13 protein-coding genes are annotated in these 16,058 nt (G+C 71.0%); 10 read left to right on the top strand and 3 right to left on the bottom strand.

Features of this window, described 5'->3' with window-relative positions; genetic code table 11:
- Window positions 1-16: 16 nt before the first annotated feature.
- Entirely contained in the window at window positions 17-2,173 is a 2,157-nt protein-coding gene (locus IPH07_17210) for an NAD-dependent epimerase/dehydratase family protein (GenBank protein ID MBK6919137.1), read from the top strand.
- Between the two features lie 138 nt (window positions 2,174-2,311).
- A complete protein-coding gene (locus IPH07_17205) occupies window positions 2,312-3,358 on the top strand; it encodes an aldo/keto reductase (GenBank protein ID MBK6919136.1) in 1,047 nt (348 codons plus the stop codon).
- A 7-nt stretch (window positions 3,359-3,365) separates the two neighbouring features.
- On the opposite strand, the gene IPH07_17200 is transcribed toward IPH07_17205, so the two are convergent.
- On the bottom strand, window positions 3,366-4,046 hold the full coding sequence (locus tag IPH07_17200; GenBank protein ID MBK6919135.1) for a hypothetical protein: 681 nt from the start codon (window positions 4,044-4,046) through the stop codon (window positions 3,366-3,368).
- A 117-nt stretch (window positions 4,047-4,163) separates the two neighbouring features.
- Between IPH07_17200 and IPH07_17195 the strand changes: the two genes are divergently transcribed.
- The 7 genes from IPH07_17195 (at window position 4,164) to IPH07_17165 (ending at window position 12,110) form a co-directional block, all read left to right on the top strand.
- On the top strand, window positions 4,164-6,098 hold the full coding sequence (locus tag IPH07_17195) for an ATP-binding cassette domain-containing protein (GenBank protein ID MBK6919134.1): 1,935 nt from the start codon (window positions 4,164-4,166) through the stop codon (window positions 6,096-6,098).
- 145 nt (window positions 6,099-6,243) lie between these two features.
- Window positions 6,244-7,830: a glycine--tRNA ligase gene (locus IPH07_17190; GenBank protein ID MBK6919133.1), complete on the top strand. Its 1,587-nt coding sequence runs from the start codon at window positions 6,244-6,246 to the stop codon at window positions 7,828-7,830.
- A gap of 83 nt (window positions 7,831-7,913) precedes the next feature.
- Complete coding sequence (locus tag IPH07_17185; GenBank protein ID MBK6919132.1) at window positions 7,914-8,213, top strand: oxidative damage protection protein; 300 nt, start codon at window positions 7,914-7,916, stop codon at window positions 8,211-8,213.
- Between the two features lie 28 nt (window positions 8,214-8,241).
- Complete coding sequence (locus IPH07_17180; protein MBK6919131.1) at window positions 8,242-8,844, top strand: sigma-70 family RNA polymerase sigma factor; 603 nt, start codon at window positions 8,242-8,244, stop codon at window positions 8,842-8,844.
- 26 nt (window positions 8,845-8,870) lie between these two features.
- Complete coding sequence (locus IPH07_17175; protein ID MBK6919130.1) at window positions 8,871-9,995, top strand: hypothetical protein; 1,125 nt, start codon at window positions 8,871-8,873, stop codon at window positions 9,993-9,995.
- Window positions 9,982-10,950, top strand: coding sequence for a PEGA domain-containing protein (locus IPH07_17170; GenBank protein ID MBK6919129.1), 969 nt, complete (start codon window positions 9,982-9,984; stop codon window positions 10,948-10,950). The genes IPH07_17175 and IPH07_17170 overlap by 14 nt, the downstream gene beginning before the upstream one ends.
- Window positions 10,951-10,991: 41 nt before the next feature.
- The gene (locus IPH07_17165; GenBank protein ID MBK6919128.1) at window positions 10,992-12,110 is read left to right on the top strand and encodes a hypothetical protein; all 1,119 of its coding nucleotides are present in this window, start codon (window positions 10,992-10,994) and stop codon (window positions 12,108-12,110) included.
- 19 nt (window positions 12,111-12,129) lie between these two features.
- Here the strand turns inward: IPH07_17165 and IPH07_17160 are convergent, their stop codons facing one another.
- Both IPH07_17160 and IPH07_17155 read right to left on the bottom strand, forming a co-directional pair.
- The gene (locus IPH07_17160; protein ID MBK6919127.1) at window positions 12,130-14,160 is read right to left on the bottom strand and encodes a protein kinase; all 2,031 of its coding nucleotides are present in this window, start codon (window positions 14,158-14,160) and stop codon (window positions 12,130-12,132) included.
- Between the two features lie 46 nt (window positions 14,161-14,206).
- Window positions 14,207-15,361 carry a rhomboid family intramembrane serine protease gene (locus IPH07_17155; GenBank protein ID MBK6919126.1) on the bottom strand — a complete coding sequence of 385 codons (1,155 nt, stop codon included), beginning with the start codon at window positions 15,359-15,361 and terminating at the stop codon, window positions 14,207-14,209.
- A gap of 125 nt (window positions 15,362-15,486) precedes the next feature.
- On the opposite strand from IPH07_17155, the gene IPH07_17150 reads away from it, so the two are divergent.
- On the top strand, window positions 15,487-16,005 hold the full coding sequence (locus IPH07_17150) for a hypothetical protein (GenBank protein MBK6919125.1): 519 nt from the start codon (window positions 15,487-15,489) through the stop codon (window positions 16,003-16,005).
- The last annotated feature ends 53 nt before the right edge of the window (window positions 16,006-16,058 follow it).

Genomic DNA, 16,058 nt, shown 5'->3' with positions numbered 1-16,058 from the left:
CGCGAGAGCAAGACCCATGAACGATCACAGCAGTGCTCCGCCCGTCCGCGTCGGCCTCGTCGGTGTGGGCTACATCGCCGACTACCACTTCAACGCCGTGCGCTCGGTGCCCGGGGGCAGCGTGGTGGCGGTGTGCGACGTCGCCAAGGGCCGCGCCGAGCGCTTCGCGAGTGCCCATGGCATCGCCGGCGCATACAGCAGCGTCGAGGAGATGATGCGCGCCGAGCAGCTCGACGCCGTGCACGTGCTGACCCCGCCGCACCTGCACGAGGAGCCCACCCGCATCGTGCTCGAGCACGGCGCCGACGCACTGGTCGAGAAGCCGCTGTGTCACGACTCGGGTGCGACCGGACGCCTCCGCGAGCTCGCGGCGCACCGCGGACGGGCGCTCGGCTGCAGCCACAACTTCCTGTTCCTGCCGGCCTATGATCGGCTGGTCGCCGACCTACGCAGCGGTCGGCTGGGCGCGATCGATCAGATCGACATCGTGTGGAACAAGCCGCTCGGGCTGCTCAAGGGCGGGCCGTTCGGCGCGTGGATGCTGCAGCAGCCGACCAACATCCTCTTCGAGGTTGCGCCGCATTCGTTCGCCCACCTCGCGCACCTGGTCGGCATGCCCGACGAGCTCGCGGTGCATCCCTTCGACCGGGTGGAGCTGCCGCGCGGGCTGTCGTTCTGGCGGCGCTGGGAGATCCTCGCGTGGAAGGGCGCCGCCCAGGCGCGCCTGCGGCTGTCATTCGTCGACGGCTACCCGGAGCACTACATCCACATCCGCGGCACCCAGGCGGTCGCCCGCTGCGACTTCGAGAACAACACCTACGTCTGCCTCGACCACACGCCGCACCTGCTCGACGTCGATCGCTTCCTGACGGTCGCGAGCACCTCGCGCGACGCGGTGGTGCAGGCCGGCGGGACCCTGGCCGGCTTCGTGCTGACCAAGATGGGCATGTCGAAGAACGGCGGGCCGTTCCAGCACAGCATCACCCGCATCGCGCAGACCTTCCACGAGGGGCGCGGCAGCGTGCTCGACGAGCGCGTCGACGCGGCGATCGGCGAGGCCGCGGTGATCATCGGCGAGCGCGTGGCGGCCAAGGCCGACCTGCCGGCCAACACCGCCCCGACCCGCGCCGCGGCGAAGGCGGGCGCGACCACCGGGCCGACCGCGAAGGTGCTCGTGATCGGCGGCACCGGCTTCATCGGCCGCGCGCTGGTGCGGCGCCTGCGGGAGGCCGGTCACGGCGTGCGCGTGCTGGTGCGCGATCCAGCCGGCTGTCCACCGGAGCTGCAGCAGCCCGGCATCGACGTGCGCCGCGGCGACTTCACCGACCTCTCGAGCGTGGCCGCGGCCATGGACGGAATCGAGGTCGTCTATCACCTCGCGCGTGGCAACGGCAACACCTGGCCCGAGTTCCTCAAGTACGACGTCGAGCCCACTGCGGCGCTCGCCAAGCTGTGCGCCGAGCACGAGGTGAAGCGCTTCCTCTACACCTCGTCGATCGCGCTGTACTACGCCGGCAAGGGCGCCGGGACCATCACCGAAGACACCGCGCCGGCCAAGGTCGGCGACCCGTACGCGCGCAGCAAGGTCGAGAACGAGGCCAACCTGCTCGCGCTGCACCGCGAGCGCGGGCTACCGTTGGTGCTCTTGCGACCGGGCATCGTGCTCGGGCGTGGTGGGCCGCCGCTGCACTGGGGCATTGCGGCGTGGCCGTACCCTTCGGTCGCGCGGCTGTACGGCGACGGCAACAACAAGCTGCCGATCGTGCTGGTCGACGACTGTGCCGACGCGATGGTGAAGGCCATGACCGCGCCCGGCATCGAGGGCCGCTCGTACAACCTGGTGGGTCCGCCGGTGCTGACCGCCAACGACTACCTCGACGCCCTCGAGCAGCGCGCGGGTATCCGCCTGCGTCGCATCCCGACCACCAGCCGCACCTACTTCACCGAGGCGCTGGCGAAGTGGGCGCTCAAGAAGGTCGGTCGTGATCCGCACGCGCGGCGGCCCACGCTGGCCGACGCCGAGGGGCGCACCTTCGCGGCAACCCTCGACGGCGGTCGTGCCGAACGGGAGCTCGGCTGGGCGCCGACGCGCGATCGTGACGCCATCATCCGCGACGGCGTGATCGTGCCGACCGAGGAGTGGTTCGAGCTCGGGCACGACGCCGGCGCGTAGCGCTTCAGCGGACGATCCCGCGGGTGTACCCGCGAGGCCCTCGCGGCCGCGCGGGGGCATCTCCGCTCGGCCGATCGGCGCCGCCCGATCGACCGGGTTGTGGCCAGCTGGCGCGCGCGACTAGCCTCGTGCGCGATCATGACGACGCTACGCTATCGATTGCTGGGCAACACGGGTCTGCGCGTGTCCGAGCTGTGCCTGGGCACCATGAGCTTCGGTGAGCAGTGGGGCTTCGGGGCCGACGAAGCCACCAGCCACCGTGTGCTCGATGCCTTCGCCGAGGCCGGCGGCAACTTCGTCGACACCGCGAACAAGTACCACGGCGGGCAGACCGAGCAGTTCGTCGGCAGCTGGCTCGCAGGCCGACGCGACCGCATGGTGGTCGCCACCAAGTACACGCTCGCGATGGATCACAGCGATCCGAACACGGCGGGCAATCATCGCAAGAACCTGGTGCGCTCGGTCGAGCACAGCCTGCGCCGGCTCGGCACCGACTACATCGATCTGTTGTGGGTGCACGCGTGGGACGACTACACGCCCTACGAGGAGACCATGCGCGCCCTCGACGACCTGGTGCGCGCGGGCAAGGTGCTCTACGTCGGGGTCAGCGACACGCCGGCGTGGGTCGTGTCGGCTGCCAACGTCACCGCCGAGCTGCGCGGGTGGTCGAGCTTCGTGGGCCTGCAGATCGAGTACAGCCTGCTCGAGCGCACGCCCGAGCGCGATCTGTTGCCGATGGCGAAGCACTTTGGCCTCTGCGTTGTCGCGTGGGCGCCGCTTGGCGCCGGCGTGCTGACCGGCAAGTACACCCGCGGTGGCGAGCGGGACTCGCTGCGTGCCGATGCCAACGCTGCTCGCGGCCGCACCAGCGACCGCGCGCTCGCCATCGCGCGCGCGGTCGACCGCGTGGCCGACGAGCTCGGTGTCAGCTCTGCCCAGGTCGCGACCGCGTGGGTCCGCGCGCAGGGCTACGGCTTCATCCCGATCGTCGGCGCCCGAAAGGTCGAGCAGATCGCCGACACGTTGGGCGCCGCCGCCGTGAGCCTGAGCGCCGCCCAGCTGGCCGCGCTCGATGAGGTCAGCCGGGTGTCGCTCGGCTTCCCGCACGACTTCTTGGCCTCGTCCGGCGTGCTCGACCTCGTGCGCAGCGAGGTGCGGGGGCGCATCGACGGGCGGCCGCGCTGAGGCGTCGTCACGCGATCGTGTAGTAGGTGCCACGGCCCATGCCGTGGCGCTCGAGCCGGCCGTGCTTCACGAGCTGGCCGATGTGGAACCTCAGCTTGCGGCGCCCGGCGCCGGCGGTCGACTGCTCGAGCTGCTGCATCGTGGCCTCGCCGAGCTCGCGGACCAACGGCAGCAGCACCGCCGCGGCCTCGTCGAGGTTCATGCGATCGTCGAGCGAGATCTTGCTGGCCTTGCCGCGGGCCTTGGGCTTGGCGGCGGCGGCGGGCTTGCTGGCGGAGGCCGCCTCGGCCGCCGGCTTGGTGGCACGTCCACGGGCGGGCTTCGCAGTGACGGCCGGGGCGTCGTCGTCGTCCGCGTCGTCGTCGTCCTCGTCGTCGTCGTCGGTCTCATCGGCCTCGTCGTCGTCGACGACGTCGTCGTCCTCGTCGTCGTCGTCGTCCTCGTCCTCGTCGTGGACCGTGGTGCCCGCTGGGCGCCCGTGCGGGGCGCCCAGCAGCGCGTCGGCCAGATCGGCGAGCGACAGCTCACCGAACTCCGGCCACCCGAGCGCGAGCGCGGCGTCGGCCAGCTGGCCCACGGTGGAATCCGGGCCCAGCGCCCCACCGAGCACGTCGAGCACTGCGGCGCGTTGCTCGACCGCGAGGTGTCGTCGAAAGCTGGTTTCGAAGGCTTGGACCACCCGCTGCACGTGCGGACGATAGCAAAGCCGACCGCGCACGGCCACCGCTGCCCGAACGGGCGGGCGCGCGCGCCCGCACCGGAGGCGAGGTAACCGCATCGACCGTGCTACCGTCGATCCGCGACGATGGCCGATCCGCAACGCAGCGCCGATGCCCCCGACGACGGCGCCACCGCGGCCCAGCCCGAGGCCAGCGTGCGTGCGTGGCCGCGCATCCGGCGGGTGTTCGGCTATGCGCGGCCGTACCGCACGCGCCTGTACCTCGCGCTGGTGTGCCTGTTCGGCGCCAGTGGGCTCGGGCTGTTGTACCCGGCCTACTTTGGCGACGTCATCGACGCCGCGTTCTCGGACGGCGATCTTGCCGACCTCGATCGCTCGAGCCTGATGCTGGTGGGCGTGTTCGCCTTCCAGGCGGTGTTCGTGTTCTTCCGTCACTACTGGATGAGCTGGGTCGGCGAGCGCGTGGTCGCCGACATGCGCGTGCGCGTCTATCGGCACCTGCTGTCGATGCCGCAGACGTTCTTCCATCGCAAGCGCACCGGCGAGCTGTTGTCGCGGCTCTCCGACGACGTCGCGCGGGTGCAGAACACCGTCGGCACCGATCTCAGCATGGCGCTGCGCAACGGCCTCACGCTGGTCGGCGGCATCGCGATCCTCGCCTTCACCAATCCCTTCCTGACGCTGGTGATGCTGTCGGTGGTGCCGCCGATGTCCATCGCGGCGCGCTTCTGGGGCCGCCGCATCCGCGCACTGGCGCGTCAGACCCAGGACCAGCTGGCCAAGGTCAGCGGCGAGGCGCAGGAGCGCATCTCGGCCATCGACACCGTGCAGGGCTTCACGCGCGAGGCCCACGAGATCTCGCGCTACGACCAAGGCGTCGGCGCGACCTTCGTGCTGTTCGTGAAGCAGGCGCTGGCGCGCAGCTGGTTCTGGTCGGTGTCGAGCTTCGTGGCATTCTCGGCCATCGCCGCGATCTTCTGGCTCGGCGGCCGCATGGTCGTGAACCACGAGATCTCGGCCGGCGACCTCACCGAGTTCATGCTCTACACGATGCTGGTGGCCGGCTCGATCAGCGCGATGACCGAGCTGTGGGCGTCGATCCAGACCACGTTGGGGGCGACCGCCCGCATCTTCGAGATCCTCGACACGCCGCCCGACATCGCCGACCCGGCCGAGCCCGAGCTGCTCACGAAGGTCCGCGGCGACCTGCGGCTGGTCGGCGTGCACTTCAGCTACGGCAACCGCGACCAGGCGGTGTTGCGCGACATCGACCTGCAGATCGCGCCGGGCGAGGCGGTCGCACTGGTGGGCTCGAGCGGCTCGGGCAAGACCACCATCGCGCGGCTGGTGTCGCGCTTCTACGACCCGACAGCCGGCCGCGTCGAGCTCGATGGTCACGACCTCCGCAACCTGCGGCTGGCCGATGTCCGCGACCACATGGCGATCGTCTCGCAGGATCCCGTGCTGTTCTCCGGCACCATCCGCGACAACATCCGTTATGGCCGGCTCGATGCCAGCGATGCCGAGCTGGAGCGCGCCGCGGTGCAGGCCAACGCCGACCGCTTCATCCGCGGCTTCCCCGACGGCTACGAGACCCTGGTCGGTGAGCGCGGCGTGCAGCTGTCGGGTGGCCAGCGCCAACGCATCGCGATCGCGCGGGCGGTGCTGCGTGACCCCGAGGTGCTGATCCTCGACGAGGCCACCAGCGCACTCGATGCCGAGAGCGAGGGGCTGGTGCAGCAGGCGCTCGAGCAGCTGCAGCGCGGTCGCACGACGCTGGTCATCGCCCATCGCCTGAGCACGATCCGCAACTGCGATCGCATCGTGGTGCTCGACGGCGGGCGCGTGGTCGAGAGCGGCACCCACGAGGCGTTGATGGCCCGCCGCGGGCACTACGCGCGCCTGGTCGCGCGGCAGCTGGGGAGCATCGACGTCGGACCCGAGCCGTTGCGGTCGGTGCCGCGCGATGCGGACACGGCGGCCGTCGACGCGGCCGCGGCGTCCGAGCCGACGTCGACGCCGAGTCCGGCCGCCGCGAGTGGCGGCGCCGTGGTCGGCTAGCCGATTGCACCGCGCTCGCGCACTCGCCCGGCGCGTCGCGACGCGCTCGACTGGAGCGCGCGCCTACGCCGAGACAGCCCATGAGGATGCCGGCGAGGGGGCGGAGGGTGGTCGGCCGACGGCGGATCGTGCTATCTCGGGCGCCATGTCGCAGGCGCCCGAAGAGGACAAGCTGCAGAAGGTCGTGTCGCTGGCCAAGCGCCGCGGGTTCGTGTTCCAGAGCTCGGAGATCTACGGTGGCCTGCGCAGCGCCTACGACTACGGCCCGATGGGCGCCGAGCTCAAGCGCAACCTGATGGCGGAGTGGTGGCGCACCATGGTCCACGCCCGCGAGGACGTGGTCGGCCTCGATGCCTCGATCATCATGCACCCGCGGGTGTGGCGGGCCAGCGGCCACCTGGCGAACTTCTCGGACCCTCTGGTCGACTGCAAGCTCTGTGGCGAGCGCTTCCGGGCCGACAAGGCCCCGCGCGCCGAGCCCGGCAGCGACGCGGTCATCACGATGGCCGATCGCCCGCGCGCCGAGGCGGCGCTCGAGCGCGCCAACGCGACGATGGGCGTGACGCTGCGCCGCGATGGCAAGACCCTGCTGGGCGCGAAGGTCGGTCCCGCGGGCTACGTGTGCAGCAACTGCGGCTCGCCGCTGCTGTCGGACGAGCGGCAGTTCAACCTCATGTTCCGCACCAGCCTCGGTCCGGTCGATCCGATCGGTGACATCGTTGGCGTCGTGCGCAGCGCCGTCGCCGAGGGTCTCGACGACGCCGCACTGCGCAGCCGTGTCGAGCAGTCGCTCGAGACCAGCGCGGTCTACCTGCGACCCGAGACCGCGCAGGCGATGTTCGTGAACTTCCTGAACGTGCAACAGAGCATGGGCATGAAGCTGCCATTCGGCATCGCGCAGATGGGCAAGAGCTTCCGCAACGAGGTCAAGGTCGAGAAGTTCATCTTCCGCTCCTGCGAGTTCGAGCAGATGGAGATGGAGTACTTCGTGCCGCCGGGGCAGGGCCCCAAGTACCTCGAGTACTGGAAGGACGCGCGCATGGCGTGGTGGACCTCGATCGGCCTCAAGCCCGAGCACCTGCGGCTGCGCGCCCATGGTGCCGACGAGCTCGCGCACTACAGCGACGGCTGCTTCGACGTCGAGTACCTGTTCCCGTGGGGCTGGGACGAGCTCGAGGGCATCGCCAGCCGCACCGACTACGACCTCGGCGCGCACAGCCGCGAGTCGGGCAAGAAGCTGACGTACTTCGATCAAGAAGCCGTCGATCCCGCGACCGGCAAGACCGGCTGGCACTTCCTGCCCCACGTCATCGAGCCCGCCGCCGGCGCGACCCGGGGCCTGCTCGCGGTGCTCTGCGACGCGTACGACGAGGAGCCCGCCGACGCCGAGGGCAAGGGCGGCCGCACCGTGCTGCGATTGCATCCGCGCCTGGCTCCGATCAAGGCCGCGATCCTGCCGCTGGTGAAGAAGGACGGCATGCCCGAGGTCGCCCGCAGCATCGTCACCCGTTTCCTCGCCGCCGGCGTCGCCGCGAAGTACGACGAGCAGCACGCGATCGGCCGCCGCTATGCGCGGCACGACGAGATCGGCACGCCCTACGCGCTCACCGTCGACACGCAGACCCTCGAGGACGACACCGTCACGCTGCGCAATCGCGACGACCGCAGCCAGGTGCGCATCCCTGTCAGCACGGCGCTCGACGTGGTCGTGCGCGCGCTCGCGGAGGCGTAGCCGGGAGGCGCCGCGCGGCGCGAAGCGGGGGCGCGTTGCCCCCGACCGGACCGGTCGCGTATGCTCCGGCCCGGAGTCGCCCGATGAACCAACCGCGCACCGTGTTCTGCCAGAAGCTCAAGCAAGAGCTGCCCGGACTCGGCTTCCGGCCGTTCACCGACGAGCTCGGGCAACAGATCTACGAGCACGTCAGCATGCAGGCGTGGCAGATGTGGCTGCGGGAGTCGCCGCGCTACATCAACACCTACGGCGTCGACCTGCAGACGGAGAAGGGCCGCGAGTTCCTGCGGCAGCAGATGCGGGTGTTCTTCGGCTTCGAGGACGGTGAGCTGGCCTCGACCGCGTGGCGTCCGGCGGAGCCGGCCGAGGACGGCGACGGCTGAGGCACGGCGCGACGAGGCGGTTGCGGTCGTGGCCAGTGACGCCGAGCTGCTCGAGGCGTGGCGCGCGGGGGATGCCCGCGCGGGTCGGCTGTTGTTCGAGCGCCACATCGGCGTGGTCAGTCGGTTCTTCCGCAACAAGGCCGGCGACGACACCGAGGAGCTGATCCAGCGCACGTTCCTGGCCTGCGTCGAGGCGAAGGATCGGTTGCGCGACGGTGGAGCCTTTCGCACCTACCTGCTGCAGGTGGCGCGGAGCAAGCTCTACAAACACTACGCGGCGCAGCGGGCCGTGGTCGACCTCGACGCGATGTCGGTGTCGGTCGCCGAGTTGGCGGCCTCACCCTCGGCGGTGATCGCCGCGGGACAGCGTGATCGTGCGCTGCTGGACGCGCTGCGGCGGCTGCCGCTCGAGCTGCAGGTCGTGCTCGAGCTCTACTACTGGGAAGGCATCGGCACCGCCGAACTCGGTGAGCTGCTCGAGCTGCCGCAGGGCACCGTGAAGACGCGATTGATGCGGGCGCGGGAGCGGCTGCGCGCGTCGCTGTCGCATGCGCCCGCGGGCGAGATTCCAAGCGATGACGACGGGCTCGACGCCTGGGCTCGTTCCCTGCGCGCGCTCGTGGTCGCGTAGGGTGCCAGGCGTGCTAGCATCGCGGCGTGGGTCGTCGATGCTCGACGCGCGCGCGGGCGATCACCGTGGGTGCGGCGACGTGGCTGAGCGCGTGCGTGCCGAATCCCGCGTTCGACGGACCGGCGGATGCCAGCGGAGGCGAGCAGGGGGACAGCGGCGGCGACTGCTCGCCGCGTGTGCGGGTCTCGGGGCTGCACGCGGCGTGGAGCACACCCAACCAGATCCGTTGGGCATGGGCGGTCGACGCCGGCACCACCGACACGCTGCAGGAGTTCCGCCTCGAGCTCGGCGCCGACGAGGCCTCGCTGCTGCGCGGCGACGCGGCGGTTCGCAGCGTGACCCGCGGCGACAATCCCGAGCTGGGCTTCCTCGCGCTGCCGGGTACCACCGGTGACGACCCGGTGCGCGCAACGGTGGTCGACGGCCTGAACCCTGACACCGACTACGCCGCACGTCTGCTCGCGATCGATGACTTCGGCTGTACATCGACGACCGCGGTGGCGTTCGAGCGCACCCCGCCACCGCCGGTCGCCGACGTCGTCGTGTTCGCCGACGTGCTGTCCGGCTACACCTTGCCGCACAACCTCGTGGTCGTCGATGATCCCACGCGGGCCTACGGCGGCACGTCGTTCCTCGAGTACCGACCGCAGGACGATCCCGAGTGCGCCGGCGTCACCCCGGTGTGCTGGCAGAACCTCCGGCTGCAGGACCTCGCGCTGCCGCTCTCACTGGGCACCGCGTTCGACAAGGGCGCCTACGTCGAGTTCGCGCTCGCGGCCGACACCGCCAACACACCGTACTGGGCCAACGCCTGGCTGCGCTTCGACACCGTGTGCGATGCGTGCGGCGGTACCTGTGCCGACTCGCAGGCGTGTGCGCCCGACGGCACGCCCTGCGACGCCGGCGCGTGCGATGGCTGCGGGCCCTGCAGCGCGTCGTCGTGCCCATCGTGTTCGGGGTACTACGAGGCGTGGACGGTGCGACCCGCCGCGGACTACCGCGTGGTGCAGTGGCCGCTGCGGGCGTTCCTGCGCGACGGCGCACCGATTCCTGCCGCCGAAGCCGACGGCGGCTTGTTCGGCTTCGCGATCGGCACCGCGTGGGATCCCCAGGCCGTCATCCGCATCGACGAGATCCATGTCCGTCACTAGTCAGCTCGTCGCCGCCGTGTGGCTTGCCTTCACGCCGCCGCCGGGCGCCGCGACGGCGGTGGCCGGCGAGCTGCGCGTGGGCGTGGCGCCGGCATCGATCGACGGCGAGCTGGAGGCCTCGCGGGCGGCCGGGCTGCAGACCGCGCTCGTCGACGGCCTCCGCAGCGCCGGGTGGATCACGCTCGATGCGGTCGTGCGCTGCGACGACGACGCGTGCCGACGACAGTCGCTCGCCGATGTGGGGGCCGCCCAGCTCGTGCAGCTTCGCGCGCGCGTGCATCGGCGCGACTGGGAGATCGCGATCGAGCTGTACGGCGCCGACGGTGCCTTGTTGCTGTCGGCCGACGAGGACTGCCAGGTGTGTGGCTTCCGCGAGGTCGAGGCGCTGGTCACGGCGCAGGCCGCTGCGTTGCGCGGGCGGCTCGACGCGTTACGACCCCCGCCGCCGCTGTTGCTGCTCGAGACCACGCCACCCGGTGCGACGGCGACCGTGGACGGCGTCGCGGTCGGCACCACACCGCTCGAGGCCCCCGTCGAGGTCGGCGCCCACGAGGTCCGGTTCGCGCGCGCCGGCTACGTGCCCGCCGCGCGCGAGGTCGATGGCGTGCAAGGGGTCCGCACGCACCTCGCGATCACGCTGGTGCCGACCGCCGATGCCCGCGCGGGCAAGCGCTGGCGCGCCGCTGGATGGTCCCTGGTCGGCATCGGTGCGGCCGCGGTGATCGTCGGCCCGACACTCATCGGCGTCGACGGCACCGGCGATCGCACTCGCTGTAGCGGCGATCGGATCGACGCCGACGGCGACTGTGCCTTCGTGCTCGCCACCCGCGGTGCCGGCATCGCGACCCTGGTGGTGGGCGCAGCGATGCTGACCGCCGGGCTCGTGTTCGCGCGGCACCGCCGACTCGGACAACGCCTCGCCATCGGCGGCCGCGGCCCGCTGCTCCGGTTCTAGTAGCTCGACACAGGGATTATCCCTGTGTCGAGGTACTAGCCGTGCCGGCGACGATTTCTGGCGCCGGCCGTGAACCGTTCGCCCGCGCGCGGGTCCTCTCCCATGTGCCGTCTTCGCGTCGAACGTTCCACGTCACGATCCTGACCGCGCTGTGGGCCGCCGCCTGCGGCGACCCGGCGTCCGGTGACACCGCGACCAGCTTTGGCACCACCGACGCGATGATGGACGGGGGCGGGCCGACCGCGGGCGAGGCTTCGAGCGATGGCTCCGGTGGTCCCGTCACCACCATGGGCACGACGGCGATGACCGTGGGTAGCGACACGACCGCGACCGGCACGGCCGATGACTCCGGTGGCGGCGATGGCAGCACCGGCCCGGGCAACGCCGCTGACTTCGACACGCTGTGCGCGTCGCCGGGGGTGATCTTCTGTGACGACTTCGAGGACGGCCCCGACCCTGCGTGGATCGAGGACGGCGGCGACGTGCGCCTGCAGCCCGACGCGGCGGTATCGGGGGTCGGCGCGCAGGTGGTGGAGCTGGCGACCTACGCCGGGCAGCAGAGCTCGAAGCTCATCTATGTCTTCCCGGACGTCGACGAGATCTACATCCGCTTCGACGTCCGCTACGACCCCACCTACGACAACACCGGCGGCAGCCACGGGCCGGTGTTGTCGGGCTCGATGGCGCCGCCGTGGGGGGCCTTCGGCACCGCCGGAATCCAGCCCGCGGGCGACGACTGGTTCGTGCTCAACTACGAGCCCAACGGCATCGTCGGTGACGGCGGCACGTTCCACTTCTATGCCTACTTCGTGAACATGCTGCCCGATGGCCACGGCGACTTCTGGGGGAACTACTTCGACTCGACGATGCAGCCGCCGCCGGTGATCGTGCCCGGGCAGTGGCAGTGCGTGGAGTACGGCATGACCCTCAACGATCCCGCTGGCGACGACGGGCTCGCGGACTTCTGGGTCGAGGGCGTGCACCACGGCCACTTCGACGGCTTCATCTGGCGCACCGTGCCCGAGCTCCACATCAACACCTTCTCGCTCGACAGCTACAACCACTTCAACGATGGGCCGCTGCCGCCGGAGTCACCCAACCTGGTGCGCTACGACAACGTGATCGTCTCGACCGCGCCGGTCGGCTGCCTCGCGGGCTGACATCGACCAGGGTGCGCGCTCAGCCGCCCTGCAGCGCGGCGAGTCGTGCCAGCGCCCGCGCGGCGTCGGGATCGCCCAGGGCCTGCGCGCGCTCGTAGGCGCGGCGAGCCTCGTCGTAGTGGAGGACCTTGAACGCGACATCGCCGTGTTGCATGTGCGCCCTGCGGTCGCGCGGCGCGGCGCGGCAGGCCTTGGTCGCGTAGTCGAGTGCGCGCTGGTACTCGCCGCGATCGAAGTGGATCTCGGCGAGGCCGCGCAGCGCCGAGGCCTGGCGAGGATCGGCCGCGAGCGCGCGATGGAACGCGGTCTCGGCCTCGCGGTCGTCACCGCCGCGCAGCGCGGACCAGCCAGCCTTGGCGCTCGCGCTGGCGCTCGCCCGCGTGCGCGCAGTGGTCTCGCCGTCGTCCGATGCCGCCGCCGGTGCGGCGGAGTCCGTGAGCATCGACGTGGGGCGCGACGACGGGTCGGCGACGGCTGCGGGCGATGGTGTCGGCGTCAGCGGGGGCGCGACGGCGAGCGCGAGCGGGCGTGTCAGCGCTGGCAGCCGATCGACCGCGGCCTGGCGGGCGCGCGCGTCGGTGAGCGCGCGGGGCGGATCGCTCGCGGTCGCGAGGGTGGTGAGCAGCTGCCCCTGCTCGAGCTCGGCGTCCGTGAACTCGCCGCGTAGCGCCTGATCGCGCAGCACCGCGAGCTCGCCGTCGGTCCGCAGCGCCCGGGCGCGGGGCTCCGGTCGCTCGGGCTCGAACAGGGCTGCGGCGGCGTAGAAATCGGCCGCATAGCCGCGACCACCGGGAAGTTCCCAGTAGGCGTCGCCGCGGGCTGCGAGCGCGGTGGCGAAGCTCGCCCGCAGCGCGCGCGCACGGCTCCGCGCGTCGCGGGTGTCGATGCGCTCGAGCGCGACCACGGCCTGCAGCGCCGTGGTCGCGCCGGGTGATGCCGACGTCGGCACCACGAACCGCTGCGCGGCGGCGGCCTCCTGCGCCTGTCGCTCGAGCAGCGCGATGCGGATCAGCAGCCGCGGATCGGTCGCGCTCCCGACCACGAGCGCCGCGATGCCAGCACTCGCGATCGCCAGCAACAGTGCGGCGGCCAGCGCCCACCACTGTCGCCGTCGCGAGCGACGATCGTGATGCAGCGCCCACGCGAGGGCGTCCATGTCGGCGTGTCGACCGGCGGGATCGACCGCGAGGCCGCGCTCGATCGCGCGGTGCAACCATCGCGGCACGCCGCGGGCGGGCGCCGGCGGTGGTCCGCCTTCGACCTGCCGACGCAGCTGCTCGATGCCCTCGGCGACGAACGGGCGCGCGCCGTAGAGGCACTCGTAGGCGGTCACGCACAGGCCCCACTGATCGGTGCGCGCATCGATCACGCCGCCGCGAAGTTGCTCGGGGGCCATGTAGGCCGGCGTGCCGAGCAACGTGCCAGCGTCGGTGAGATCGCCATCGCCGAGACGCGGGGCCGCGGCGGGTGGCGGGGCGTCGATCCCGTCGACCTGTCGCGCGAGCCCGAAGTCCAGCACGAGCGGGCGACCGTCGCTCGCGATCATGATGTTGCCGGGCTTGATGTCGCGATGGACCAGGCCGACCCGGTGCGCCGCCGCCAGGCCGCTTGCAACCCCGACCAGCACGTCTCGAACCGCTCGCCATGATCGTGGCTGCGCATCGAGCCACGCACGCAGCGTGCAGCCATCGACCAGCGCCATCGCGATCCACAGCTCGTCGCCGTCGTCGCCGAGGTCGTGGACCGCGACCACGTTCGGGTGCGAGAGCCGGGCCAGTGCGACGGCTTCGCGTCGCAGCCGCTCCCGGAGCCGCGCGGCTCCGGGGGCCTGCTGTCGCAGGACCTTGATCGCGACCTTGCGATCGAGCTCGGGATCGTAAGCGGCGTGCACGACCCCGAGGCCACCGCGACCGATCACACCGAGCACGACGTAGCGCCCTCGCATCCGCGGTTCGCAGGGCATGCCGAACAGTCGCGCGCGCAGGCGGTCGCGCATCTGCAGTTCGCCGGGCGGAAGCTCCGCACCGGTCGCATCGACCTCGTCGCTCACGGGTGGCTCGGTACCGTAGCAGTCCCACCGAGCTGCTGCTGCTCGGTCACGTCAGCGCGGGTACGCGCACGTGGCGAGCCACCTCGCGACGGCGCATCGCCAGCACCAGCGGCGTGACGGCGACGCCGACGAGGAAGCCGCCCAGATGGGCGAACCACGCCACGCTCTCGGCGTCGGCGCCCTTGCCCCAAAAACCCATGAGCAGCTGGAACGCGGCCCACACGAACAGGTACGTCCAGGCCGGTATCTTGAGCTGCACCCACAGGATCACCTGGAACAGGCGCGCCCGCGGGAATGCCCACAGGTATGCGGCGAGCACCGCTGCGATCGCGCCCGAGGCGCCGACCACCGGCGTTGCAGTGCGGTGGGTCAGCATCACGTGCAGCCCGCCCGCAAGCACGCCGGCGAGCACGAAGAAGATCGCGAAGCGCACGCGTCCGAAGAGGTGCTCCACGTTGTCGCCGAACGTGTAGAGGAAGTACGCGTTGAACAGCAGGTGCGCCCAGCTGCCGTGCATGAACATGTACGTCAGCAGTGTCGCGTAGTCGCCCTCGTGCTTGAGGCGGCCGGCGACGATGGCGTAGTACTCGGTGTCGATGGCCCCGGTCTCCTGACCGATGAACACCGCGAGGAACGTCGCGAGCAGCAGGTAGACCACCCACGGCGTACCGCGTGCGGGGTTGTCGACCTCGACGGGGAGGTGCGTCAACACCTGCGCCGCCCAGATCGCACCGCGCTTGAACCATCGCTCGGTCTTGGTGCCCTGACCCTCGCTGGTCGAGGCCTGCGCGAGCTTGCGGCGCTCGTGGCCGTCGAGCCACAGGCCGCCGCACGCGGTGCAGCGGTCGAGGGGGGTCGAGATCACGCCCGGCAGCCGGTGCTCCGACATCGGGCCGTGGCCATGCACGCAACCGCGCTTGCTCGGGGTCGAGTCGGCGTCGAGGACCTGTTCGACCCCCTCGAGCTTGCCGGCCAGGACATCGAGCTCGCCGGGGTCGAACCACGCACCGAAGCAGACCGGACAGGTGTCGATCTGCACCTCGAGCTGGGCCGTATCCCCCTCGACATCCCGCCCGAACAAGCGACGCCTGTCGGTTTGCACCCAGTTGCCGTCGCCGCCGCGACGCAGCCGCACGACCACCAGCGCGTGCAGTCCACAGGCAGGGCACTGGGCCGAGATCTGTGGATGGTTGTCCGACATGTGTCAGCGATGATAACGCCGGGCCGCGCGGCACGAAATATTCTCCGGTCGACCAACGTCGCTGGGAAACCTCCGGCGCCCGGGTGGTACTCTACGGTTCGAGAACGGCAGACGCGAAGGCAGCGATGACCCCACGCAAGTCCCTCCAGTTCCTCAGTGTGATGACCCTCGGCCTGTTCGTCGGCGTTGCTGCCGTGGGGTGCAAGGGGGCCGACAAGGGGCGAAAGAGCACCCGAACGGCCAAGGCCAGCATCCAAGCCTTCGATCCCAACGCAGACGTGGCGTTCGAGTTCGGCGATGGCGGTGGCGGCGGTGAGATCCCGGACGAGTACGGGGTCAAGATGGCGTTCGAGTCCCGCTTCGAGTCCTTCGACGGCTGTGTCGCCGAGTACAAGGAGCGAAAGGGCATCGCCGCCGAGAAGCAGCTCGACGGCGACGTCTCCATCAGCGTGCGGCTGAACCCCAAGACCTCCGCGCCCTCGGGCATCAACCTCGAGCTGAGCAGCAAGCGTCACGACGACGAGCAGCTGAAGACCTGCATGAAGAACGCGGTCGACCAGGCGCCGTTCCCGACCTACGACGGTGCCCCCCGCGTGGTGGATTTCTCGACGCAGCTGGACCCCGGCTCCGAGATCGAGGACTGAGCCGCACCTCAGCACATCCGATCGAAATCCCGAACGACGCGACGAAGCCCCCG

The sequence above is a fragment of the Deltaproteobacteria bacterium genome (assembly GCA_016709225.1).
In the GTDB taxonomy this organism is placed as follows: domain Bacteria; phylum Myxococcota_A; class Polyangia; order Nannocystales; family Nannocystaceae; genus Xiheibacterium; species Xiheibacterium phototrophicum.
Note: the sequence above shows the minus strand (reverse complement) of the source record. Positions and strands in the feature narration are given on the sequence as shown.